Here is a 21,065-nt window from a genome sequence, read left to right on the forward strand (position 1 = left end):
CAACCTTCAATCGTCAAAGGGAACTGCCCAGGCCCAGCTCGAATGAGCGCAGACATTGTTGTGCGAGATTGGTATAAGACAAGCCAATACAGTCTGGCATCACTAGTCGTCGAGTACGATCAGGATCAAGCGTGCTATTCGATAACCCAGCCAACGGTTTGGAAGGGAGAGACAGCCCTCATGTTTCTTAAGGCGACTCCATCTGCAACATATGCATGGGCTGATACTTTTCTGGCAGCGATTCCCTTTAAGTCATTACCTCCGCAATCAGGACAGTTAGGGCCAGGCAAGCTTCAGGCCGCGTTGATGTTTGTCGCAAATCAACAAAATCGAGAAGATCAAATCCGTGCGTTGCGACTACTCCACGGATTTGATACTCTTACCCCAGATTCAGTATCAAGCATACTTCCGCTATCCGATTCCAAGGATCCTGACGTCGCATTTCTAGCATTGGCTGTCTTGCTCACGACGAAGACACCTGAGAGCGTCGAGAGGTTAGTGAGATACCTGGACGCATATAAAGGCGATCGTGGGCCACTGGCCCTGATCAACATCAATACAGACTTGGCCCAGATTCGAGATGTGCGTGCTCTATCACACCTCGAGTTGCTGTGTAGCTCAAGATTTGCGTTGATCAGGGACGGAGCGATGCGTGCACTGCGAGGAATTAAGAGTCCCCATAGCGTTCCCGTCTTGGTTCAACGACTGGATGACTCGGATAGCGATATCAAATATCTCGCTGTGATTACACTTGCTGAGATTCTTGGCAAATACGAAGGCGATTATGCACCCAGTATGTATCTCTTCGACAAGAAGCCCAGTTTCTACACAAATTTATGGAAAACATGGTGGGCCAATGAGCGGCACACGCCATAGCGCTTATCGTGACATCATCCGCTGGCAGGAGTTGCAAGTGACCACAGAACGCGGATCTCCTTCAAGTCCAACTGTTTCCAACAGCCCGTTCGGGATATGCTCCCCTATCCCTCTTTCCGAACCCGGTCAAACTTTCCCGCAAAACATAGCCATAATCAGACCTGACGGCAAATCCTATCCTGTGCGAACCTGCATGTGGACAGTCACGGGGCCTGGCGTGGAGAGCTTTGGACACGGGTCGATCAAAAACAACATTACAAGTCCGGGCAGGGGCTCCGATGTCTTGGCTTCGAGGTAAACTATGAAAAGGATGTTATTCACAATCCTGAGCTTTGTCATGTTTTCCATCGTTATCCATGCTCAGTCATCAACCGCCCCAGGAGAGATGGAGACTCCAGAACGAGTGATCAGACGAGAGATAGAGTCCGGTCTTCTCTATGGGCATGACCACAAGGTTCTCGGAGGCATGTGCGATGCCGCTGCAGTGATTGTAACGAAGATTCTGGGAGAAAAGAATCTTACAGTGAGCGAGATCGATGGGGTACTCGTGGTTTTCTCCGCGGCTTTTGCAGGTCCTTCTGAGATTGTGTCTGATCGGGAACCGAGAACAACTTTGTTCGTTCTGAAGTACCTGGAACTCTCCATCAAGGATGCACCATTGAAGAAAAGGATCGAGCATACAAGGATCCATACAAAGGAGCAGTATGCAAAGTGGGTGAAAGACCTTCCCAGAAGGTAAGCATTGCCGTTGTGGCACACACACCGCATTCATTGCGAAACGGGGGCTTGCTACAAGAGAAGAGTCAGACGGAGAAACCGAAGAACCTAACTGCGAGTTGGTTCTCTGCGATAAGCATGAGTTGAAACGCAATTCTCATGGGGCTTAAGACTCGCGCCACAGGAATTGGCTGGGCAATTGCTAATGACTCGAAAGGGGTACTCATCGAAGCGAAGGAAATCCGGAAAATGACTGCATCACGAGGTGGCACATGAGAAGAAAGAATGGCTCTGCAAAGATTATAAGAGTTAGTGGTGATTTCGTTAGCCTCATTATCCTGTTGTTGTCTGTCTCCACGACCTGTTGGGCGCAGGGCAATTCTGCCGCGGCACACGCGGATCGAGCGGGCATGGCGCATGGCGACGGCTGGCAGAAGGGGGCCGTCAAGACCTGGGTGGCCCAGGGAACGGTGACCATTTATCGTCAGTCGGCAGAATCGTCCGCGGCGACCAGCGACACTCTGCAATCCCAACAGACGTTTCCGGTGACCGTGATTCACCAGGCTGATCCTGCGGGAGGCGGCTCCAAGGGCGATAAGCTCCAACGATTCGTTTTCAAGGCGCCCGACGCCTCCCCAGACGGGTCAACAGCACTGCAATCCTCTTTTGTCAATCCTCGCTCCCCTGAAAGGATCCTCACACGCGAAGGAACCGATGGCAACGACCAGTGGCACTCGGCTGGCCCCCTCAGCACGAAGGCGGCAGGCCATGTCCAGCGCTTCATTGAATCCCAAACCGAGCGCTCCCTGGAGGCGTTGTTCAACTTCCGCAAGCATGGCAAGAACCTCGCAGACCTCACCGACAGGTTTGCTGCACAGGGGCAAGGGGCGAACGGAGCTGCCGATAATGGCAACGACAATGGAAACGGGAATGCCAATGGACATCGTGATCGAGCCCATCCCACTCCAGCCTTTGAGGCCGCCAGGAACAGGAAGGTCATTGAAGTCGCCGATTCATCCGGAAACGGGCATGGTCCCCAAGGCGGCGCGCCGGGGCAATCGACGCGCTATTACATTGACGACGCCACTTCGCTGGTCACGCGCATGGAATTTGATTACGACACCGCGACCGATCCGTTTTCAAATCAACCGGTCGCGCTCACCGAGGTCTATGAGTTTTCGGACTACCGTGACGTTCCCCTCGCGACCCCCGACCCGTTTTCAGCAAAGCCGACGGCCAAGGCAGCAGATCCCGGCGCGACCGTCAAATTCCCGTTCCGGATCGATCGCTACATCGCCGGCCAGTTGGCCGAGTCGCTCGTCTTCACGCGCGTCGCCCTCGGCCGCACCCTGGCGCCGGAGAATTTCCGGAAATAAGGCTTTGGACACAGATGAACACAGACGACGCGGAGAGACTGAGCGTGCGCCCGTCGCGGCCGGCTGAGTCCTTCACAAATTCTTCAAGATGAAATCGGTCATCATTTCGCGCATGTGGCGAACCAGGGCCGGGTCGACCACGCCGTGGCGCGATTTGGGATACAGCATCAGCTCGAACTGCTTTCCGGCTTTCTGCAGATCGTAAATAAACTGAATGGTATTGGCCATGTGGACGTTGTCGTCGATGGCCCCGTGAATCAGCAGCAGCTTGCCGTGAAGATCCTTCGCGGCGGCCCGCGGTGCCGTTTTCTTGTATCCCTCGACGTTGTTCTGCGGCATCCGCATGTAGCGCTCCGTATAAATCGAATCGTAATCGCGCCAGTCGGTGACGCTTCCGCCCGCAATGCCGATCTTGAAACTGGTTGAGTGCGTCAGGGTGTAACTGGTCATGAACCCGCCAAAGGACCAGCCCCACAGACCAATGCGGGATCCATCCACATACGGCTGCATCTTCAACCACGCCACGCCGTCTTCGAGGTCGCGCAGTTCCAGCTCCCCAAAATTTTGATAAATCGGCCAGACCGATTGAGCTCCCTTGCCGCTGGCACTGCGGTTATCACAGATCCAGATAATGTATCCCTTCTGGGCCAGCAACTGATACCACATATTGCCCGGCCCGCCCCAGCCGTCCCGGACGCTCGGGGCGTGAGGACCCGAATAGGTGTAACTCATAACGGGATACTTTTTGCCGGGGTCGAAATCCGGGGGCTTTAACATCGTGGCTTCCATCTCGAAACCGTCGCGCGTCTTGACCTTAAGAAATTCCCAGCGAGCCAGCTTGTACTCCTTGAGCTTCTCCACCTTGTTCTCGTCAATCGCCCGGACCAACGTTCCATCGGACTTGTACAATCGCACCTGCGTGGGGGTGTGGATATCACTCCAGGAATCGATGTAATGCGAACACTTGGGATTGAAATTTGGATTGTGACTGCCTTCTCCCTGAGTGATCCGGGTGCGGCCTGTCCCATCGAGCCTCACGCGGTAGGACTGATTCCCCACCTGGTTGTATTCGTTGGATGAGAAGTAAGCAAATCCATTGTCCTCATCCACGCCAAAGAATTTGCGGACCTCCCACTCCCCCGAGGTGACTGCCCCTACCAGCTTTCCCTCGGCGGCGTAGTGATACAAATGGCTCCACCCCGTCCGCTCGCTCTCCCACAGGAACGAACCGTCCTTCAGCCAGGTAGGAAGTTCCGAAACATTCACCCAGGTTTTGGACGCCTCATGAACCAGAGTCTCCGGTGAATCGGGGGAAGCTGCGACATTGAGATCGAGCCAGGTCTGTTCGCGGTCCTGAATTTCGTACACGAGTTTCTTGCTGTCGGGAGTCCACCCTACCCGCGTGATCAGAAACTCCCCTCCATGGTACTTAAAATTATTCACCCACCGCGTCGCGCCCCCCGCGGCGTTGACGACCCCTAATTCAGCCGCCGGATTGGGCTCTCCCGAAATGGGATATTTCGTGTCTTCGAGGACCTGATCGTACGGGATATGGTCGACGACCGGAAAGTTTTTGACGCGAGACTCGTCGAGCTTCAGATAGGCCAGCTTTGAGGAATCCGGGCTCCACCAAAAAGCGCCATAATTGCCGCGTCCGTAAATTTCCTCCTGGTAGACCCAATCGAGCCGCCCATTGAGCAGGGTTGCGTTCCCATCGCTGGTTAACGCCCGTTCCTTCTGGGTTGCCACATCGACGACGTAAAGATTGTTCTTGCGAACAAACGCTATCAGCTTCCCGTCGGGAGAAAACTCCTCGTCTTCCTCCGGATCAAGGCTGTTGGTCAATCGCACTGCCACCTCGCCACCAAACGGGTAATAGAAGAGGTCCCCGGAAAAATTAATGACTGCCGCGGTCGCCTCGGCATTCATTTCGTAGTTGCCGCGATGGGCGATCTGGCGGGCCTGATCGGCGCTCATCCCGGGAACTTTCGCAAAGGCAGCCTCCATCTTGGCCGTGTCGAAGAAGGGTTCCTCCTCCCCTGTCATCGCATTGACCCGCATCAGCTGGCCCTGCGGCGCTCCCGCTCCCTGTGGCCGCTCGGCGCCCGGCGGGCGCTTGGTCCAAAGATAGTGAATGCCGTCCTTCATCCAGCGCAGCCCCGCGGGGGGATTGCCGTTGAAGTTGACCCGAACCTTCGGATCCGGGCTGTAAATCTCGTCCAGCGTCAAAAGTTTCTGCTGGGCCAGAACCGGCAGACAAACAAAAAACACTCCGATCAGCACAATCAAGTTCCGCAGGCGGCTTGACATTTTTTCATTTCCTCCCGGTGAGCATCGAATATTTGATGGGTTGGTTTGACAGACCGTTTATAATTCCCCTCGTTTGAGTGAGGCGTCACAGCATAGCCCAGCACTTTCGGGATTCAAAGATATTTATGACTCATGAGGATCTCAAGGGACCTCGCGAGGAGGCCGCCACAATTGCCTGGTGGACTAATTCATGGTTAGATGTGCCCCTCCTGCAAGAGCCCGCGATGGGAAATGCGCCCATCGCGGCTGCCAAACCCTGGTCACCCTAAGATTCCCGCTCTGAAAACATCGGATTCCTGATCGGGTTGAACAGAATCAATTCTGAGAGGACATTCCCGTGGGATTCAAAGACCGGTTGCAGGAAGTGAGGGTGGGTTTTCAAAGTTCCTTCTGGGTGGCCAATATCACCGAAATTTTCGAGCGCCTTTCCTACTACGGCGCCTTCGCCTCGCTCGCTTTGTACCTGCAGGAGAAACTGAATTTCTCCACGACGCAGACCGGCACCCTGACCGGCATTTTCGGCGGCATGGTGTGGTTCCTTGCCATTTTCGGGGGGGCCGCCGCCGACCGCCTCGGATTCCGCCGCGCGCTGTCGATCGCCTACTTCATCCTCGCCACCGCCTACTTTCTGATCGGCTCCATCGGCGCGCCCTGGCTTGCCCCCTTACGCAATGCGGTTCCGCTGGGCCTGTTTGTCGGCTTCATCCTCATTCTTCCCGCGCTCGGCGTTTCGCTGGTGAAGCCATGCGTCGTCAGCACCACGGCGCGTGCCTCGAATGAAAACGTGCGTTCCATCGGCTATTCGATTTACTACACCATGGTGAATATCGGCGGCGCCGCCGGCCCCTTGGTGGCCAACTGGGCCCACCGCAATTTCGGCGTGGAAAAGGTCTATCGCATCGCCGCCTTGAGCGTGCTCGCAATGTTCTTTGTGGTGCTGCTCTTCTTCCGCGAACCACGCAAGGCCGGCGACAGACCGCCTCCTTCGGTCGCCGAGGTGGCGCGCAACTTCTGCATCGTGCTGGGGAATTACAAGCTGGTCTTACCGGTGCTCCTTGTCGCCCTGGGACTTGTGGCCGCTTCGCTCGCCGGAGTCGCGGTGCCCTGGTGGATCTGGATCGTCATTCTCGTGCTCGCGATGGCGGGCATGAGCCGCTTCATGTGGTTCCTGGTGCTGTTCACCGGATATTGGATCGTCTTCTGGCAGGAATTCATCAGCCTGCCCGGCTATATTCACAACTACATCGACGCCACCGCTCCCGTCGAGGCAATCCTCATCACCGACGGCCTCGTTGTGATCGTGCTGACCATTGTCGTGAATTACTTGACGCGTAGGATTCCCGCGTTCCCCGCGGTTATCCTCGGCACCGTCATCTCATCCGTTGCGTGGCTCATTCTTGCATTCCGCCCCACTATCTGGGGCGCGGTGCTGTCACTGGTTGTGCTCGCGCTGGGCGAGATCATTCAGTCGCCGCGCTATTACGAGTACATCTCGCGCCTGGCGCCCCCAGGCCAGCAAGGCACCTACATGGGCTTCGCGTTTTTGCCGATCGGCATCGGCTCGCTCATCGGCGGATGGTTTGGCGGAAGCATCGTGCACCATTTCGGCGAAGTCACACACCAACCCGCTCGCATCTGGTTCGCGGTGACCGCCGTTGGCCTGGCGACCGCCGTGCTTCTTGCGATCTACAACAAGATCGTCCGCCCGGGGCAAGCCAACGAACATGCCACCCGCTGAACACTGACGAACACCGGGGCACAGAGACACGGTATGCCGGTTTTCGAAGAGGCACAGTCCTACAGATTCAAAAGGGGAATAGCAAACGGAATGTAGTGGAAGGAAAAGGCCGTTGCGGAGTCCTGTTCAAATTCTTTCAAAACGAACTCCCGGTAAATCATCTCATCCATCAGATCGTCGTCCCACCCGTACATCTCAAAATAAAGCCACACGTCGCACTGGGAGAAACCATCCCCGCTGCGTTGTACCAGGACCATTTTTACTTCCGGGATGGAGGCATACAGGTCCCGCACTTCATCCCGAAGGACAAAAGCGAGATCTGAGGGCTCACGCCGCTGAAGCAGGGGGGTCCAGTCACCCGGAAAAACTGAAGACGCCTCAAAGTTCATGTTCAAAGTTCAAAGTTCAAAGTTCCAAGTCCAAAGTTCAAAGTCCAAAGTTCCAAGTCCAAAGTTCAAAGTTCAAAGTCCAAGGTCCAAAGTCCAAAGTCCAAAGTCCAAAGTTCAAAGTTCAAAGTCCAAGGTCCAAAGTCCAAAGTCCAAAGTCCAAAGTCCAAAGTCGAGAAATCAGGTCCAAGTTCCAAGTTAAAGCCCCAGTGCTTTTTCCGGCTTCTGACTTCTGACCTCCGAATTCCGACTTCTGAATTCCTGCCTCTGGTTTCTGACTTCCGACTTCTGACCTCTGACTTCATTCGCAGGCGTCTTTCAGATCCTCAAATACCTCTTTCAATCACCCCGCCCGATCACTCCCCCACATCCACCAGCACCAGTTCCCGCTGAATGGGTTGACCGGTGACGCGGATCTCGAAGTTATCCCCCATGTAAACGTCGATCTCGCTGCGGACCCCGAATTCGTTGGGCAGGTAGACACCCGGCTCAATGGAGAAGCAGGTCCGCGGGATCAGTTTCCGGTCGTCCTGAGTCTCCAGATTATCGATGTGGGCCCCGTTGCCATGGACTTCCAATCCAATATTGTGCCCGGTGCGATGAATGAAAAATTTTCCATAGCCCTTGGACTCGATATGACCCCGGGAGACGTCATCCACCTCCCAGCCGTAGGGCGTCTCCTTGCGGCCAGCCCGCTGTTTCAGGTACTCCACCGCCGCATCGCGTGCTCCGACCACTACATTGAATATCTCGCGATGGCGCTGGCTCGGATTTCTCCCGCAAAAACCGGTCCACGTGTAATCGGCATAGACCGAATCGTGCTTCTTCAACTTGGCCCAGTAGTCGATCAAAACGAAATCCCCCTTCCGGATCTCCTTGTGTTTCTCCCGGGTGGGACCGTAGTGGGGATTGCCGCTGTTTTCATTGACCGCGACGATTGGCGCATCGTAGGAGGTCAGCCCCTCGACTTCAAAACGCTCCCACATCCACTGTTGAATCTCGTACTCCGTGGTCTGTTGCCCGCGCCTCAAGCGGGCGCCGATCTCGGCATAGGCGCCATCCTTGATGGCCATCAGTTTTCTCTCGGCCTCATGGTGCATGGCCAGCTGCTCTTCACTCCATCGGGATTCAAAGAACTGGACGAGGTCTTTCGAGCTGACCACCTTCTTCCCGAGGGATTGGATCAGTTCGATCGTGCCCGCATCCACCCGTGAGAGGTAAGGAATGGCACATTGAGGGGAATATTCCATTGCAATGGTCGTGGCACCCTTCATCATTTCCCTCAAATGTTCGGTCATGTCGCGCCAGCTCAGAAACAGGATCTTCTTGCCGGGAAGAAAGTCCAGGTTTGTCGGTTCAATGACACTGTGCAATCGCACCGGCTCGCCCGAGGGAGGAATCCAAAACCACCAGCGTCGGGTTAACATCGTTCCTTCCTTCCACCCGACGACCTTGCGGGCAATGGGATTGCCTCCTTGAAAGTCATACATCAGCCATCCGTCGATTTTGTAGTCCTTCAGCGCAGCCTGAATGCCGGCAATGTCGATGCTCATGAATCAATTCTCCCCAAAGGATTATTTGATGTTAGTTGCCTGGATTCCGGAAATCAGTATAGCAGATTTAAAAAGGGAACGGACTCAAGTCTGCAACAGCGGAGCGAAGAATATGAAGGATTTCGTGCGGGCGGGCACTCCGGCAACCTCGTCGCCCTCCCGAGTCGCCCGGGGAGACGATGGATTGCGGAGCTACCGGAACAATCGGTCGACAATGGCAATGTGGTAAGCCAGAAAGCACCCAAACAGAACGCTCATCGTGCCGGCAAGAAGGCGGATCTGATGGTTGAACCGGTCAAACCTGCGAGCGGTAAAGATAAACGGCAAGCTGATGGCGGTGCTCATGACCAACATGCCGGCGATGGAGCCCACCCCGAACACCAACATATAAATCAGCCCGTACAGCGGCGAAGGCAACGTCGTCAGCACCAGCAGGGTGAGCGCCGCGCTCCCGGCCAGCCCGTGCACCATACCTACCCACAGCGGCTTTTTCCCCAGGGTGACGGAGTGGTGCGAACCCGCGGCATCGGGGGACTTCAAATGTGAGTGAAAATGAATATGGAGGGGGCCGCCCTCCTGATGGGAATGTAAATGGAGATGTTCCCCGCGCCGGAATTTCCAAAGGGCATTGGCGCCGAGCAGGATCAGCATCAAGGCCACGGAAAACTCGAACGACAACGCCACTTTCGCGGGGATCGAAAGGCGCAGAACCAGAACCAGAACTCCAACCATCATCAACGAGGCGGTGTGACCCAGACCCCACAGTCCGCCGACCAGGGCCGATTTCCAGAGGTTGCGGTGCTCACTCACAATAGTGGAGACGGCGATCAGGTGGTCAGCATCCAAAGCGTGCTTCAAACCGAACACGAACCCGAGGCTTATGGTCACTACCAAGGAAGGAGACATCGATCACCCATGGTTGAAAACAGGAAGCGAGCAGTTCCCTTCAAAAAGTCAGCGGAAGATTACACCGGGGAGCCGACACTTTCAACCGGATTGACCGGAAAATCGCAGGGATTCCCCTCCACCGTGATCGACCGAGTCGACCACTCTTCCCCGATACAACAGCGGCACCCTTCGTTACGAATAAAATGCCCCGGAATGGAATCAGACGACGGCGACTTTTCCGACGCTGGCGGGGTGGATCGCCTCCCGGTTGGACCGGTTCTTCAACAAAACGTCCTTCAGCGTCACACGCCGGAAGATTTCCAGGACACTTGCGCGCGCTTCCGCGCAAACCTCATGAATCGAGCACCAGGACATGCGTTCACATTCAATCCCGGGGGTGAGACACTGATTCAAAACAATCGAACCTTCAATCGCTTCAATAACGTCTAAAAGGGAAATTTCTGCCGGATCCTTCTCTAATGAATAACCGCCCGCCGCACCTCGATGTGACTTAATAAAACGCGCGTGTGTCAATTGTTGCAGTATCTTTGAAAGAAAATGAGAGGGAATATTTTCGGAATAAGCCAATGCGGGCAAATGAACAATGTTGCCCCGAGGAAACTCAGCCAGTCGCGTCATGACTCGCAATGCATAATCACTTGCTCGGGTGAGTTGAAACATACGCCTCCTTTCCCCTAGTCAAGCCTCCGCTGGGCAATTCTACCATTTATGTAAACGTCAAGCTACTCTCATCGAGTGGGAGCTGGGTGAGGGGGAAAGACTCAGGGAGGAGAGGGAAGGCGTTCTCCTCGCCCGGGAATCGCGCCGGAGCATGGGTTCAGGCCAGGATGGGCCCTGGCTCTGCGGGCCGGAGCCGCCGCTCCGCCAGATAGAGGCGAAGTCCGTCCCGCCAGAACTCCATGTCGTCCATCCCGTAACGCGCTAATTTAGAATGGGCAAGGACGGAATAAGTCGGGCGCTTGGCAGCGGCCCCGAACTTTTCAGAGGTCGTTGGCGTCAGATTTGCCTTCAACCCTGCCTCCTCAAAGATGGCGCGGGCAAACTCGTGCCAGGAACACTCCCCCTGCGCCGTGACATGAACCACGCCATAGAGTGATCCCTGGGCTCCGGCGGGGGGTATTTCCGTGCGGCGATCTCGTTCAAACAGGACCAATTCACGGATCTTGCGAGCGGCCTCGGCGGCCCGCGTCGGGGTCAGCACCTGGTCGTTCACCACGCGGATCGGTTGTTGCTCGCGTTGCAGTCGCAACATCAGGTCCACGAAATTGTAGCCTTTACTGCTGCGCCCGGCGTCGCCATAGAGGCCGCATGTCCGGATGATAAAATGGCGAGGACAGTTGTGTTTCACAAAGAATTCACCCGCCAGTTTTGAAGTGGCGTAAACACTCTGCGGGTTGGGGGCATCCTCCTCGGTATAGGGGGCACCCTTGGCTCCGTCAAAAACGTAATCGGTGGAAGTGTGGACGAACAGGGCATCATGCTTGCGGCAAAGCTGGGCCAGGTGTCGGACCGCAAACGCATTGACGGCGAAGGCTCTTTCTTGGACCGTTTCACACAAATCGACCCGATGATACGCGCTCGTGTTGAGGACGACGTCGGGATAGGCCCGGCCGAATAGCCGTTCCGCCGAATCATAGTTGGCGATGTCAAGGTCCTTGTGCCCGAGCGCAACGACCGTCTCATTCTCGAAGGCAGCGGCTAGCTCGCCTCCCAACTGCCCATTGGCCCCAATAATAATGACTTTCATATCCCTGCTCTTCCGGCTCGAAGCATGCAAACCATTAGACGGAAATCTTGCCTCTGTCCTCCCCTCTCAGGAGGCATAGAATTCCGAAAGCTGCGTCACAACATATTCCTGCATGGCCTCGGTCAACTCGGGATACATCGGGAGAGCCAGCACTTCACGGCAGGCCGCCTCGGTGGCCGGGAAATCGCCCTCTTTGTACCCCAAGTACTTGAAGCAAGCCTGCAGGTGTAACGGGATGGGATAATAAACGGCTGTCGAGACCCCGCGGCCCTGCAAGAATTTCTGCAGTTCGTCCCGGCGCTCCGCGCGCACGACATACTGATTGAAAACGGACTTTGCGTAAGGTTGGATCATCGGAGTCTTCACCTTCATTCCGAGCCCCGATCGGGCAATCAAGGCGTCGTAAGTCCCGGCACGCAAGCGCCGAGCGTTGCACCACTCGTCGAGGTATTTTAACTTCACGCTGAGCGCCGCCGCCTGAAGGGCGTCCAGCCGACTGTTATAGCCGACGATTTCATGGACGTACTTGGTGCGCCCCCCATGCATTCTGAGGAGCATCACCTGGTCTCGCAGATGTTCGTCATGGGTGACCACCATGCCTCCATCCCCGAGGCCTCCCAGGTTCTTGGACGGGAAAAAGCTGATGCACCCCAGATCGCCCATGGACCCCGCTTTCTGCCAGCTCCCCCGGAGGCGGTACTCCGCCCCAATGGATTGCGCAGCATCCTCAAGAACCCTCACGCCCCGATTCCGGGCAAGTTCAAGGATCGGCTCCATGTCAGCCGGCTGCCCGAACAAATGGACGGGAATGAGGGCTTTCGTCCGGGGAGTCATCTTCGCTTCGATCTGCCGGGGATCGAGGTTGAATGTCACGGGGTCAATATCCACAAAAACCGGGACTCCCCCCGCGTTGTAGATCGCACCGGCGGTCGCAAAGAAGGTAAAGGGCGAGGTAATGACCTCCTCGCCGCGCTCTATTCCCGCTGCACGCAAACCGAGGAGGAGTGCGTCGGTTCCCGAGGCCACGCCCACTGCGTACGCCGTGTGACAGTAGCTGGCGATCTCCTTTTCCAACGCTTCGACCTTCGGTCCGAGAATGAAGCCCTGCGATTCGAGGACTTCGTGGATCGCTTTTTGCATCTCCTCGCGAAGACGCGCGTACTGAGCGCGCAAATCCACTGCGGGGACTTTCATCAGGACGGATGATTTTTCCATGACCGGCTGCTTTGACCTCCGTGAGGAAACTGTCTCCCGATGATGTAATGGCCGGCTGTCAGCTCCCAGTCTCCGCCACTGCACCAAAGAAAAAGCGATTATACTCTTGTGAGGCTCCTCTTCAACGAAGAAGCGAGATGCACGGATGGGAACCAAAATCTCCTTTGCTTCTCCGGGACGCCGTGTCCGGCTCACGGCCGCAACAACCGTCCCGTTTCAGGTTGGTGACCGGCCTCAGATCTCCAATGCGCCTGGTCCAGCGCTCCCCTCCCGCTTCGCATCCATTGAACTGTCCGGCTGCGGCTTTTCCATTTCAAAGACCAGATAAGCCCAACGTGACGGCGGAATGAGCCTTGTGGCAACTCGGGTTATCGTATCTAACAATTTCTGAACCGCCCGCCATCGCCCCAAGCTCGGGGCACCAAAGCGGTAATGCAGAATCATCCGAAACACCGGGAAGGGTTGTCGGAATTGCAGCACCGGTGAAAAGCCCATTTCGCGGTGTATGAGATCCTGCAGGGCCTGCGGCGAGTTGCGCTTGATTCCGGCCTCTGCTTTGACCAGCCAGATCTGTAACCGCACGATAAAATTCCTCCCATTGGGCTCGATGATGACAATCCTTCCTCCTGGCCGGCAGACTCGCAAAATTTCCTTTAGAGTTGCCGCGCGGTCCGCCACATGATGCAGGACGTCACGGCACAGGACGATATCAAAGGACTCTCCGGGGAAAGGCAGATGGTCCGCACTCGAACAAGCGAAACGGCACCGCGAAAGCTGGACCCGTGCGAAGACGAGCTTGTTCGGAAAAAGATCGATTCCGAACAACTCGGACTCGGTTTCTTGAAGAAAGGATAGATTCCCTCCTTCGCCACACCCCACTTCAAGGAGTCGTTGCCCCCGGCGGGATTGAACGCCGTCCAACAAGGCCTTCTCCGTCCCTGAAAAATAGGGGGCGCTTGTCTGATGGTGAAACCGCCGGGCATCCGCGGCTTCAAAATAGAGGGACTGAATGGTCGAGAACTTGTCGGGAGGGATCAATGGGGACTCTAAGTTTCCATGAAGAATTTTGGAATCCTTCCTTTGGAGGAGTACAAGTTGATCGGCCCACCACTCGCATGGACTCCGGGAGGTGAGCCTAACCCAGCTTGAATTTTCGAAAGGCCAGCGCCGCCATCCTTAACAAGAGCAAGCCATGGCGGAAACGACTGATCTTGGTCGTCCCATAAGTGCGCTCGTGATAACGGACGGGCACTTCCACAATTTTGAGATTGAGTTTCGCCGCCCCGAATAGCAGGTCGAAATCGCCGAACGGATCAAATTCCCCAAAGAAGCTGCGATTGGCGGCAATCTTCTCGTAGGTGTCCTTATGGAGGGCTTTAGTTCCACACAGGGTGTCCCGGATTCGTTGTCCCAGGATCCCGGTAAAGACCAAGCTGAAAAACTTATTGGCCAGCAGGTTCAGAAGACGCATGGCCTGTTTTTCCATGGGATAAACCAACCGCGAACCGTTCACGAATTCGGCTTTCCCCGTCGCCAGGGGTTCAAAGAACTTGGGCAGATCCTCCGGGACAACCGTGAGGTCGGCGTCCAGAATGATCAACACATCCCCGGAGGCAGCGGCAAATCCCCTTCGGACGGCGTCCCCTTTGCCCTTGCCTGCCCCCTGGGGGATGAGTTTGATGTCCTTTTCGCCGTCGAACCGCGTGATCACCTCATGAATCTTCTCAACCGTTCCATCCGTGGAGTTGCCATCGACAAAAATGATCTCCGTGTGACGGCCCAACGTGGGGATGCGTGCCACCGCAGCCTCAATGTTGGCCACCTCGTTGCGGCACGGGATCACCACTGTGCAGGACCACTTCGCGTTCGCTCCTTCCACCGGGCTGTGACAGGCGCCAGAGCTGCATGCAGAGGGTCTTGCCACGATGTACTCCACCAGACACAAATGTCGCATCAGGGGAAGGGGGGCAATGAGTTTGTTCAGGATCCACGACAGGAGTGGTATGTTCAAAGGGAGCAGGAGACGGGTGCCGCGCTTCACCAGTTCGAACCCGCTGAGTTCCAGGAGGTTCGTGACATCGGCCATAGGCAGCCAGTTTTGCAGCGACTGCTTGGTCTTCAGATGCAGCCGTTCCCCCAGCTTCAGGACCGGCTCCCAGAGATAGTTGTAGTAGCTGATGATGATTCGGGTCTCAGGGATTGAAACCTTGTGCAACTGCCGGAACACCGTGAGCACGTCCTCGAGGTCTCCAATAAGATCCGAAAGAATGATCGCATCAAAGGACTCCTCGAGAGTCAGCTGATGCGCATCCATCCTCTTGAATTCAAGGTACGGATACTTGGACCGCGCAATGGAGAGCATCGATTCGCTGAAATCAATCCCCACCCCCCATCCGGGCGCGACGGCGTTCAGAAGGTCTCCCGTCCCGCACCCGATTTCGAGCACCCGCCCTCCCTCCGCGATGGCGAACCGATAGAATTTTTCCATCTCGCGGTAGTAATAAGGGTTTCGCCGCTTCCAGCGGTCACGGCGGTAGGCATTGGCCTCAAAATAGGCCTTCAGCCGGGTGGTGTGGGGGGAGGAAGACCCGGCAGGGGCATCAGGCGCGCTGGAGGGTGCGGCGGTCAGCGTGTCGATACCATTCGATTGTTTTTTTGAGTCCGTCATCTAGAGAAGTTGTCGCCTTGAACCCGAATAACCGCTCGGCGCGAGAGATTTCGAGCCTGCGGCGAGGCTGGCCATTGGGCCTGGAGTGGTCCCATCGGATCGAGCCCGTGAAACCGGTGAAGGAGGCAATTTTCTGAACCAGGTCCCGAATTGAAATCTCAAATCCGGCGCCGATATTGACGGGAGACGACTCGTTATGGCGCTCCGCCGCCAACAGGATGGCGTCGGCACAATCCTCCACATAAAGAAACTCCCGGGTGGCGCTTCCGTCTCCCCAACCGGTGATCTCCGGGGCTCCGCTCTCTACGGCTTCCGTGCATTTGCGGATCAGCGCCGGGATGACGTGCGAAGCCTCCAAATCAAAGTGATCCCCCGGACCATACAGATTGACCGGGAGCAGAAAAACGGAGTTGAAACCGTACTCTTCGCGATACGACTGCGACTGAACCAGCAACATCTTCTTCGCCAGTCCGTACGGTGCGTTGGTCTCCTCCGGATATCCATTCCACAGGTCCTCCTCGCGGAACGGGACCGGAGTAAACTTGGGATAGGCACAGACCGTGCCGATGGCGACAAACTTCTCCACACCCCGGAGGCGGGCAGCTTCCATCAGCTCGACGCCCATGATCAAGTTGTCATAGAAGAATCTTCCCGGGTTCCGGCGGTTCGCCCCGATACCCCCGACGACGGCGGCGAGATGAATAATCAAATCGGGATGAGCCTGGTCCAGGCAGCGCCGGATGACCTGCCGGTCCCGCAGGTCGAACTCCCGGCTTCGCGGAACAAAGATCCGGGAACATTCGCGGGACTTGAGCTTCTCGACCACATAGCAGCCAAGGAAGCCCGCCCCTCCCGTCACCATCACCGATCGGTTCGACCAAAAACCCATGAAAAGATCCTACTGCTCCTTCATCGCGAGCGGTTGCACCCAGTCCACTCGTCCGATCCATTCTCCGACGTTTTCTGAGTACCAGCGGATGGTCCGCCGGATGCCCTCCTCCCAGGAGACCTGGGGTTTCCATCCCGAGACCTGGTGCAGTTTTTGATAACCGACCAACAACTCCTCCACATCGCTCGTCCCAGGACGAAACCGTTGCTCCACGATGTGCAGGGGTTTTTCCTTCCAGTACCCTTCCTGCACGCCGATTCTGAAAATCAGGCGATACCAGTCTTCGATGGAGATGTTCTCCCCCTGGCCGTAAGTATAGACTTCTCCGGGACGGCCATAGAGCGCCACGCTCAAGTGGCCTTGAACCCCATCGTCGACGTAACAGAAATCCCGCCGCGCTTTCACGTAACCAAGTTCAATGACATCCCGCAAGAGCGCCTGGCTGATGATCGTGCCGGTCACGTAACGAGGGTTCTGGCGAGGACCGTAATTGTTAAACATGCGTGTGGTGACGCCCGGGAGCCGGTAGGCATCGTAATAATTCATCGTCAGAAAGTCGGAAGCCACCTTGGAGGTTGCATAAATGCTTTTGGGATTCAAGGGGGAACGCTCATGAAGGATCACACTTCCGTTCTCATGAAAGTCGTGCTGGCTCTTCACGGCTTCGTTCACATTGCCATATTCCTCTGAGGTGCCCGCAGTATCCAGCTTGAAGATTGGAACATCGTTGTCAACGATCGACTGCAGGAGGTTCAGCGTGCCGAGGACATTGGAATAAACGGTGTCATAGGGGCGCTCCCAGCTCTCGCCCACATGGGCCTGCGCGGCGAGGTGGAAGATGATGGTGTCCCGGCCATCCTTCAAGTCGCGCACCGCCAAATCGACGGAATGCTTGTCGACCAGGTTTCCGCGATAGATTCTGATTCGATCCCGCAGATGGTTGATGTTTCGGAGCTCATGACTGGAGGTGGCGCGGACAAATACCCGCACATCAGCGCCATATTCGACCAGAGTCTCCGTGAGGTGGGAGCCGATAAACCCGTCTGCCCCGGTGATAAGAGCAGTTCGGCCCTTATACTCGTTGGCCAGGCTCTTCATAAATGGGACCCTTTAAAGGTAAGCAAACGAACACGCCCGCGAATCTTGTCTCCGCGTTGAGCCATCAGGAACAGGGCGGGATTCCTCTGACCATCCTGAAGAAACGGCCTGCGACCCGACCCATCGCATTTTACACAGTTATGTCCCATAAAGCCATTCCTCACCGTGCCCGGGTTGAAACAAACACCTTGGCTAACTCAAAGAAACGGCCATACAGCCCGCGCGCGGGGATCCGAGGAAAGATCCTCGATGCCGGTGGGGGCTCACTTACCGCTTGGTTCAATCCGCGCCGAAGGGATGGTCGATCAGATAAAGCCATCGGCCGTCGGGTTGACGTCGGACGACCTCGATGGATTGGCCTTCCCTGTCGATCGGTTTTCCATCCGGCCCATTGCCAGTCAAATGCCACTTTCCACTCAGCAAGGCCACCTCTCCCGCCTGAAGGCAGTACCTCGTTTCAATGGTCATCTTCCCATGTAGATCCAGAAGCCGCGCGAATCTCTCTCGAATCGCAGCCAAACCATGGGCGTCCTGTCCAGAAGAATTGCCAGCCAGGGTCGCTTCGGGCTCATACAAGGCCAGGAGGGGTTCGATTTCCCCGGAATTGAATGCTTCGGTAAATTGAGGGTGCAAATCTTCAGGCCTGGTCCATGGCATGTTGAATCCCTTCAATGGGTCGAAGAGAAGAGGGCATAATCCGAGGGGAGTTTATCGAGAGAGCGAACTGAAATCCCAAACCCGAGTCGTCGAGAAAAACCCGGACTGACGGGGCATTCAAGGACGAAATTTCCTCAGCCAGCGGGAGTGGTAAAGCACCTTCAGGGCGCGTGAAAGGAGGGTGGCGAAGTTCTTGGAGTAGGGGTACCAGTTGATTTCCCGCCGTAACCCGATCCGGTCCTCCAGCACGCTCTGCACAAAACAGTACTTTTGGATTCCACCCTCCCCGTGCCGGAAGCCAATTCCGCTTTCCTTGACGCCGCCAAAAGGAACCTCCGTCGCCAGGTAGTTTACCAGGCAATCGTTTATGCAGACGCTGCCGGATTCCATGCGCCGCGCCAGGGTCCTGGCCCTGCTTCTGTCGCGTGTCCAAATGCTGGAGTTGAGCCCGTATCTTGACTCATTCGCCAGGCGCAATGCCTCGGGAGCGTCTTTAGCGCGCATGATGGGGATGATCGGGCCAAAAGTTTCCTCGGTCATAATCTTCATCGAGTGGTCCACGTCCACGAGAACTGTGGGTTCATAAAAGAGGCCGGACAAGTTGGGATTTCTCTTCCCCCCCGCCAGGATTCTCGCGCCCTTCGCGACGGCGTCGGCAACATGGTCTTCGACAATCTCGAGTTGTCGGGACATGGTCATCGAGCCCACATCCACATTGAAATGGGTGTCAATTCCCTGCCGCAGACCCTTCACTTTCTCGACGACCCTGGCGATGAAAGCCTCGGCGATCGGTTCCTCGACATACACGCGCTCCACCGACATGCAAATTTGTCCGGAGTTGGAAAGGGCCCCCCAAACCGCCCCATTTGCGGCCCGCTCGAGGTTGGCATCACGGAGGACGATCATTGGATCCTTGCCGCCCAGCTCTAATGTCACCGGCTTCAACGTATTGGCCGCGCGCGCCATCACCCTCTTGCCGGTCGCGACACTCCCGGTAAAGGCAATCTGATCGGCATAGTCGATGAGGGCCTCCCCTGTCTCGCCAAAACCAGTCACCACCTGCAGGAGGTTCTTGGGGAGCCCGGACTGTTCCGCCAACCTTTGCCCGAGGAGGGCGGAAAGCGGCGTGAATTCAGAGGGCTTGATGACGACGGCATTCCCTGCCATTAAGGCCGGAATCGATTCTCCCAAGGTCATCAATAGAGGAAAATTCCAGGGAGCGATGATCCCCACCACCCCGCGGGGCAGATGCGATGTGCGGACCCGCTTGGTTTTGAGCAGAACCAAGCCGATCGGATGGACACGATCCCGCAAGAACTCTTCCGCATTTTTCGTGTAATACTCGATCGCCGCGCACACATACATAATCTCCGCCGAGAGTGCCTCGGTCCGGGTCTTGCCGGTTTCTGCGACAATCGTGTCGATGATCTCTTTTTCCTGATCGAGCACCCGGTCTCGCACGGCGACCAGGATCTGTGCCCGTTCCCGGAACGAAAGTTCGCGCCAACTCTCAAACGTATCGCGCCCCTTCGCCACTGCAATTTTCACTTCATCCGGCTCGACAACCGGCACGTCTGCGATCTTCTCCAGTGTGGCGGGATTGACAACGGGAAAGGTCTTCTTCATTTGTGAAACGGACTGTTGCTCACTCTCCACGGCAGGTATGCTCATATCGTCCTCCGAGCCCAACCTTCCCGGGGGATGCGCTCGCCCCGAAATCTCAGGCAGAATTCAGCTGTGTTAGAATCAACCCATGCGGCGGCTGATTGGAAAATTCTACGAAGGCAGGATGTTACTTGAAACAAAAGTGGGCGTCAACAAAGCGACCTGACCGCTCCCCGGAACTGCACGTCGTTATCATCGGTGGCGGGCGAGTCGGACAAACGCTGGGTCGACTCCTGTCCGACCAGGGCTTCGTGATCGACAGCGTGGTGTGCCGGACCCTGCCCCGCGCCAAGGCTGCCCGGCGATTTACGAGTGCACGGCGCGCAAGCAACCGGATCACCACGGACCTGTTCCCTGCTGCTCGGATTGTGTTCATCACGACCCCGGATGCTTCCATCGCTCCCACTGCCCTCCTCCTGTCCCGCCTTCCTGTCAATTGGGAGGGCAAGATCATTTTTCATACGAGTGGCGCCCTCTCTTCCCGGGAACTGGGGGCCCTGTCCACGAAAGGAGCCCGCATCGCATCGCTTCACCCCCTGCAAACCTTTCCCTCACCCGTCGAAGGAGTGAAGAGGGTCAAGGGAATTTTCTTCACCTTTGAAGGGGACCGCGGGACTGAAGCTGTGGCCCGGAAGTTGGTCCGTGCGCTGGGCGGCCGCCTCGTCAAGCTCGAAGCGAGGGACAGACCCCTTTATCATTGCGCGGGGACCTTCGCCTGTGGCGCCCTGCTTGCCCCCCTCTCAGTGGCATACGAGCTTTATGGAAAGATTGGGATCGATGAGAGAACCGCGCGCGCCATGCTGAAGCCCATAGTGAATGCTACCGTCGAAGTGGCTCAGAACTCGGACCTCCGGAAGACCATCACCGGCCCGATCTCCCGGGGAGATGCCCCGACCATTGCGGGACATATTCAGGCACTCTCCAAGGTCGCTCCGCAGTACGGGACCCTTTACAGGTCTCTGTCACTCCGGCTGCTCGAACTGGTGGGGACCTCCATCTCCAAAGCGAAGTCGGATTCGATCAGAAGGCTGCTGACGGGAAAGTCTCTAACAGGAAGGCGTCGCTCGAGACGAGATTGACTTCCTGGAGTGATGGACCCGGTTTGAAAGTGGGACCGGAGTTTTCGGCGGAAGGCACAGACGGTTGGTACACATGATCGAGCAATGTATCCGTAGAACTCTTGCGGTGAATTCACCCCTTGGCGGAGTCGGCAGGGCAGGTATCCTGCCGACTTCTGAGGAATTGAGCGAATCGGTCCAGG

General features: G+C 56.4%; 18 protein-coding genes. 5 read left to right on the forward strand and 13 right to left on the reverse strand.

Annotated elements, in window-relative coordinates; translation table 11 throughout:
• Positions 1–180: 180 nt before the first annotated feature.
• The 3 genes from LAO21_00790 (at position 181) to LAO21_00800 (ending at position 2,969) form a co-directional block, all read left to right on the forward strand.
• Complete coding sequence (locus LAO21_00790; protein ID MBZ5551224.1) at positions 181–876, forward strand: hypothetical protein; 696 nt, start codon at positions 181–183, stop codon at positions 874–876.
• A gap of 301 nt (positions 877–1,177) precedes the next feature.
• Positions 1,178–1,615: a hypothetical protein gene (locus LAO21_00795; GenBank protein MBZ5551225.1), complete on the forward strand. Its 438-nt coding sequence runs from the start codon at positions 1,178–1,180 to the stop codon at positions 1,613–1,615.
• Positions 1,616–1,865: 250 nt separating this feature from the next.
• The gene (locus LAO21_00800) at positions 1,866–2,969 is read left to right on the forward strand and encodes a hypothetical protein (protein ID MBZ5551226.1); all 1,104 of its coding nucleotides are present in this window, start codon (positions 1,866–1,868) and stop codon (positions 2,967–2,969) included.
• A gap of 72 nt (positions 2,970–3,041) precedes the next feature.
• On the opposite strand, the gene LAO21_00805 is transcribed toward LAO21_00800, so the two are convergent.
• Entirely contained in the window at positions 3,042–5,279 is a 2,238-nt protein-coding gene (locus LAO21_00805; protein MBZ5551227.1) for a S9 family peptidase, read from the reverse strand.
• A 337-nt stretch (positions 5,280–5,616) separates the two neighbouring features.
• Here LAO21_00805 and LAO21_00810 point away from each other — a divergent pair, with 337 nt between their 5' ends.
• Entirely contained in the window at positions 5,617–7,017 is a 1,401-nt protein-coding gene (locus LAO21_00810) for an MFS transporter (GenBank protein ID MBZ5551228.1), read from the forward strand.
• Positions 7,018–7,076: 59 nt separating this feature from the next.
• Here the strand turns inward: LAO21_00810 and LAO21_00815 are convergent, their stop codons facing one another.
• From LAO21_00815 to LAO21_00870, 12 genes are all read right to left on the reverse strand, one after another.
• Entirely contained in the window at positions 7,077–7,406 is a 330-nt protein-coding gene (locus tag LAO21_00815; protein ID MBZ5551229.1) for a hypothetical protein, read from the reverse strand.
• Between the two features lie 353 nt (positions 7,407–7,759).
• The gene (locus LAO21_00820; GenBank protein ID MBZ5551230.1) at positions 7,760–8,956 is read right to left on the reverse strand and encodes a Xaa-Pro peptidase family protein; all 1,197 of its coding nucleotides are present in this window, start codon (positions 8,954–8,956) and stop codon (positions 7,760–7,762) included.
• A 192-nt stretch (positions 8,957–9,148) separates the two neighbouring features.
• The gene (locus tag LAO21_00825; protein ID MBZ5551231.1) at positions 9,149–9,862 is read right to left on the reverse strand and encodes an urease accessory protein UreH; all 714 of its coding nucleotides are present in this window, start codon (positions 9,860–9,862) and stop codon (positions 9,149–9,151) included.
• 201 nt (positions 9,863–10,063) lie between these two features.
• Positions 10,064–10,525 carry an Rrf2 family transcriptional regulator gene (locus LAO21_00830; protein ID MBZ5551232.1) on the reverse strand — a complete coding sequence of 154 codons (462 nt, stop codon included), beginning with the start codon at positions 10,523–10,525 and terminating at the stop codon, positions 10,064–10,066.
• Between the two features lie 157 nt (positions 10,526–10,682).
• Positions 10,683–11,612 carry a dTDP-4-dehydrorhamnose reductase gene (gene rfbD, locus LAO21_00835; GenBank protein MBZ5551233.1) on the reverse strand — a complete coding sequence of 310 codons (930 nt, stop codon included), beginning with the start codon at positions 11,610–11,612 and terminating at the stop codon, positions 10,683–10,685.
• Positions 11,613–11,678: 66 nt separating this feature from the next.
• Entirely contained in the window at positions 11,679–12,806 is a 1,128-nt protein-coding gene (locus LAO21_00840) for a DegT/DnrJ/EryC1/StrS family aminotransferase (GenBank protein MBZ5551234.1), read from the reverse strand.
• Between the two features lie 255 nt (positions 12,807–13,061).
• Positions 13,062–13,865 carry a class I SAM-dependent methyltransferase gene (locus LAO21_00845; protein MBZ5551235.1) on the reverse strand — a complete coding sequence of 268 codons (804 nt, stop codon included), beginning with the start codon at positions 13,863–13,865 and terminating at the stop codon, positions 13,062–13,064.
• Between the two features lie 97 nt (positions 13,866–13,962).
• Positions 13,963–15,495, reverse strand: coding sequence for a glycosyltransferase (locus LAO21_00850; GenBank protein MBZ5551236.1), 1,533 nt, complete (start codon positions 15,493–15,495; stop codon positions 13,963–13,965).
• On the reverse strand, positions 15,428–16,384 hold the full coding sequence (locus tag LAO21_00855; GenBank protein MBZ5551237.1) for a GDP-L-fucose synthase: 957 nt from the start codon (positions 16,382–16,384) through the stop codon (positions 15,428–15,430). Before LAO21_00855 ends, LAO21_00850 begins: the two co-directional genes overlap by 68 nt.
• A 9-nt stretch (positions 16,385–16,393) precedes the next feature.
• Entirely contained in the window at positions 16,394–17,482 is a 1,089-nt protein-coding gene (locus LAO21_00860; protein ID MBZ5551238.1) for a GDP-mannose 4,6-dehydratase, read from the reverse strand.
• Between the two features lie 279 nt (positions 17,483–17,761).
• On the reverse strand, positions 17,762–18,139 hold the full coding sequence (locus LAO21_00865) for a DUF4440 domain-containing protein (GenBank protein ID MBZ5551239.1): 378 nt from the start codon (positions 18,137–18,139) through the stop codon (positions 17,762–17,764).
• Positions 18,140–18,256: 117 nt separating this feature from the next.
• Positions 18,257–19,765, reverse strand: coding sequence for an aldehyde dehydrogenase family protein (locus LAO21_00870; protein MBZ5551240.1), 1,509 nt, complete (start codon positions 19,763–19,765; stop codon positions 18,257–18,259).
• A gap of 170 nt (positions 19,766–19,935) precedes the next feature.
• On the opposite strand from LAO21_00870, the gene LAO21_00875 reads away from it, so the two are divergent.
• Positions 19,936–20,883, forward strand: a complete 948-nt coding sequence (locus LAO21_00875) for a DUF2520 domain-containing protein (GenBank protein MBZ5551241.1) — start codon at positions 19,936–19,938, stop codon at positions 20,881–20,883.
• The last annotated feature ends 182 nt before the right edge of the window (positions 20,884–21,065 follow it).

It is taken from the genome of Terriglobia bacterium, assembly GCA_020073085.1.
Lineage (GTDB): Bacteria > Acidobacteriota > Terriglobia > JAIQFV01 > JAIQFV01 > JAIQFV01.